The organism is Candidatus Micrarchaeia archaeon (genome assembly GCA_041650355.1).
Classification (GTDB): Archaea; Micrarchaeota; Micrarchaeia; order Anstonellales; family Bilamarchaeaceae; genus JAHJBR01.
This window is the reverse complement of the sequence record JBAZLI010000080.1, coordinates 1-3,898: the sequence shown is the minus strand read 5'-3', so window position 1 is coordinate 3,898 and position 3,898 is coordinate 1. Positions and strand designations below refer to the sequence as shown.

The following is a 3,898-nucleotide window of genomic DNA, read 5'->3' as shown; positions in this document are numbered from 1 at the left end:
GACTCATCTCGCTATTGGCTCAAGGAACAATATGACAAAGGAATCCTGGAAAGCATGGACAAGCAGTTCCTGCGCGATTATTTAGAGAAAAGCACCTGGAACAAGGAACCGCCGGCCCCGAAGCTGCCCCCTGAAATAGTGCAGAAGACTTCGGAGCGCTATTTGGCGGCGTATAAGATGATTACTGGAGAAAATCTCTGAGGCTGCGAAGACATTGGAAAAGGGCGCGGACAGAAAAGCTCTTATTCAAGTTGCGCCTCATTCCTTATATCCAATACCGATATGGGTGGCACAATGGTTTCTATAAGGCAGAAAATACCTGATTTTGAGATGGAGGCGTTCCACAATGACGAAATAAAAAAGGTAAAATTCTCGGATTACAGGGGAAAATGGATGGTTTTCATCTTCTATCCGGCTGATTTCACGTTCGTATGCCCGACCGAGCTCGAGGATACTGCTGACATTTACGAGGAATTCAGGAAACTCGGCGCGGAGGTTTTCAGCGTGAGCAAGGACACTGCGTTCGTGCACAAGGCGTGGCACGACAATTCGCCCTCCATTGCGAAGATACGGTTCCCGATGCTCGCCGACCCGACTGGGAAGCTGTGCAGGGAATTCGGCACATACCTGGAAGACGAGGGGCTGTCCCTGCGCGGAAGCTTCATAGTCGACCCCGAAGGCGTCCTCAGGGCGTTCGAGATGAACGACAACAACATCGGCCGGAACGCCAGGGAGCTCCTCAGGAAGCTTGAGGCCGCGGTTTACGTGCGAAGCAACCCAGGCGAGGTGTGCCCGGCAAAATGGGAGCCTGGAAAAAAGGCCCTGAAGCCCAGCTTCGACCTGATAGGCAAAATATAAAGTTCGAAAAGGTGATCTGATGGCATTTGAACCGAAGAATTTCGAGCATCTTCTGGGGACAGAAGGATTCAGCGACCCGCTGCTGAAAAACCATTTCACCCTTTACCAGGGCTACGTGGCAAACACGAACAAGCTTGCGGATGCGCTTTCCGCAATGGTTGGGGAGGGAAAAACCGCAGCCCCTGAATACGCGGAACTCAAAAGGAGGTTCGGATGGGAATTCAACGGAATGAAATTGCACGAGCTCTATTTCGGGAACATGAAGAAAGGTGGCTCGCAAATTGAACCGGATTCCCAGCTGCACAAAAAACTGGCTGCGGATTTCGGCTCCTACGAGAATTGGGAAAAGGATTTCCGCGCGACAGGGGCGATGCGCGGCATAGGATGGGTCGTGCTTTATTACGATTCTAATTCAAGCCGGCTCTTCAACTGCTGGATTAACGAGCACGATGCGGGTCATCTTTCCGGAGCAGTTCCGCTCCTGGTGATGGACGTTTTCGAGCACGCGTTCATGCTGGATTACGGCTTGAAAAGGGCGGATTACATAAATTCGTTCTTCAAATCTTTGGACTGGGATTCGGTTTCCCAGCGCATAAATGCAGGTGTTTGAATGAAAGTATTAATCATATGCGGAAGCCTGAGAGTGAACTCTCTCACAAGAAAACTTACTGACATCGCATTTGATTACGCGAGAACCAAATACGGACGCGAGCACGAAATAGCGTATCTAGATTTGGGCAAAACTCCCATGGTCATCGCCGAAGATTCATTCGGCGATGCATCCCAAAAACCGTCTGCAGACATCGCAAGTGGTGGTTTACCAAACTCAGTTTTTGGGATGGAGCATTTTTCCGGCTACGCGAGCGAAGTCCAGTACAAGAAAGAAACCCTTGAAGTTGTGAAAATGGTTGAAAGCAGCGACGTGCTGCTCATAGGAAGCCCGATTTACGACGCGGTCTTTTCATCCGGGATAAAGAACCTTTTCGAATTCGTGAATTACAAATCAATGGAGGGAAGAATCGCGGGCTTCATGATAAAGTCCAGCAACCCGGGAAGTTCACAGCTCGTGCGCAGCCAGCTGGTCGCACTGATGCACTATTTCGGCATAATATGCAACCCCCGCGCGGTTTTCGCGAGCGACGCCGATTTCGAAAATGGAAACCTGAAGAATGAGGACGTGAAAAAGCGCATAGAGCGCCTGGTGGACGAAACATTAGCAATGAGGAAATAAAAAGAAAATCCTGAATAGCACAAGATAAAGATGAAAATAAGATAAAAAAGGGAAAATTCAGCTTAAGGAGATTTTCACGAAAACATCATCTGGCACCTTTATCCTTAGGATGTTCCTGATGCTCTTCTCGTCCGCTTCGACGTAAAGAACTCTTTTGGATATCCTCTTCTGCCAGTGCTCGTACGTGTCGCTCCCGTCCCCGCACGGAGTCCTCCTTGTGGTTATGCCCAGAACCTTCCTGGGCATGGGAACCGGCCCGCGAATCTTCATTCCGAAGTTCTTCGCGAGCTCCTTTATCTGGGTTACCACTCCCACGATGTTTTTCGGCTTCTCGCCGCTGAGCGTTATTTTTACCTTGCTTGCCATGGACTCACTGTTTCTTCTCCGTAACGTCGAGAACTATTCCCGCGGCAACAGTCTGGCCCATGTCCCTGATTGCGAACCTTCCGAGCGGCGGGAAGTCCGAGAACTTCTCCACCACTATGGGCTTGAGCGGCTGTATCTTCACCACCGCGACGTCCCCGGTCTTGAGGAAATCAGGCTTTCCCGGAACCGGCTGGCCGGTCTTCGGGTCCTTCTTCTCCACAAGCTCGGTGAATTTCCCTGCGAAGTGCGTCGTGTGTATGTGTATAACCGGTGTGTATCCGACCGAAATCGCGGTCGGGTGGTTGAGCACCACAATTTGCGCAGTGTATTCAGCAGCCACCTTGGGCGGGCTGTTTGCCGGCCCGACGACCTCCCCTCTCTTGATATCCTTCTTCTCCACGCCCTTCACGTTGAATCCGACGTTGTCGCCAGGTCCTGCCTGCTGGAGTTCCTGGTGGTGCATCTCGATCTTCTTCACTTCCCCCTTCGCACCCGAAGGCATGAAAATGACTGGCGTGTTGAGCTGGAGTTTTCCTGTTTCCACCCTTCCCACAGGCACTGTTCCGTGCCCGGTGATGGTGAATACGTCCTGCACCGGGAGCCTGAGCGGCTTGTCCACCGGCTTCGGAGGAAGCGTTATCTTGTCTAGGGCCTCGAGCAGAGTCGGGCCGGTGTACCACGGCATGTTCGGGGATTTCTTCGTGATGTTGTCCCCCATGTAAGAGGAAGCCGCTACCCACTGCACGTTTTCCATCTTGTACCCCATCCCTTTGAGCAGTTTCTCGACTTCTGCCTTGATTTCGTTGTATTTGGCCTGGTCGTAATTCACCGCGTCCATCTTGCTCATGTTCACTATGAGCTGGTTGATTCCGAGCACCTTCGCGAGGAACGCGTGCTCCTTTGTCTGGGGCTGGACTCCGTCTTTCACCGAAATGACCAGAGTAGCTGCATCAGCCTGGCTTGCGCCCGTAATCATGTTCTTGACGAAGTCCTTGTGCCCCGGGGCGTCGATGATGGTGTAGTGGTACTTAGCCGACTCGAATTCCCTGTGCGAAATGTCAATAGTGACTCCCCTCTCCCTTTCCTCCTTGAGCTCGTCCATCACGAACGCGAACTCGAACGTGGCTTTTCCGACCTTTGCGGCCTCGTCCTTGAGCTTGTTGAGCGCCTGCTCTGAAATAGCCCCGGTCTCGTACAGGAGTCTTCCCACGGTCGTGGATTTTCCTGCATCCACATGCCCGATGAAGACAATGTTTGCATGTTCTTTCGCTGCCATTTTTTCACCCATTTTTTATTTTTAGATTTACAAATCTAACCTGATGTTTTTTGCTAAGAAGTTAATCTTAGAAAAGAGTATACTTGTTTATGTCGGGGAGGTTTTTAAACATTTCGTAGGTTCCCGGATGCGGCGCGAATTCGCGCCCTGTCCAGATGTGCCCCGGA

At 51.4% G+C, this 3,898-nt stretch carries 6 protein-coding genes; 4 read left to right on the top strand and 2 right to left on the bottom strand.

Annotated elements, in window-relative coordinates:
* The 4 genes from WC488_04855 to WC488_04840 all read left to right on the top strand — a co-directional run.
* Positions 1-201, top strand: a 201-nt coding sequence (locus WC488_04855) for a phosphoribosylaminoimidazolesuccinocarboxamide synthase (GenBank protein MFA5077727.1), incomplete at its 5' end; no start/stop codon positions are given.
* Positions 202-294: 93 nt separating this feature from the next.
* Complete coding sequence (gene ahpC, locus WC488_04850) at positions 295-858, top strand: alkyl hydroperoxide reductase subunit C (protein ID MFA5077726.1); 564 nt, start codon at positions 295-297, stop codon at positions 856-858.
* Between the two features lie 19 nt (positions 859-877).
* A complete protein-coding gene (locus WC488_04845) occupies positions 878-1,468 on the top strand; it encodes a Fe-Mn family superoxide dismutase (GenBank protein MFA5077725.1) in 591 nt (196 codons plus the stop codon).
* Entirely contained in the window at positions 1,469-2,089 is a 621-nt protein-coding gene (locus WC488_04840) for an NADPH-dependent FMN reductase (GenBank protein ID MFA5077724.1), read from the top strand.
* A 57-nt stretch (positions 2,090-2,146) separates the two neighbouring features.
* Here WC488_04840 and rpsJ read toward each other — a convergent pair whose 3' ends face one another.
* Entirely contained in the window at positions 2,147-2,455 is a 309-nt protein-coding gene (gene rpsJ / locus WC488_04835; GenBank protein ID MFA5077723.1) for a 30S ribosomal protein S10, read from the bottom strand.
* A gap of 4 nt (positions 2,456-2,459) precedes the next feature.
* Positions 2,460-3,731, bottom strand: a complete 1,272-nt coding sequence (gene tuf / locus WC488_04830; GenBank protein ID MFA5077722.1) for a translation elongation factor EF-1 subunit alpha — start codon at positions 3,729-3,731, stop codon at positions 2,460-2,462.
* Positions 3,732-3,898: the final 167 nt, after the last annotated feature.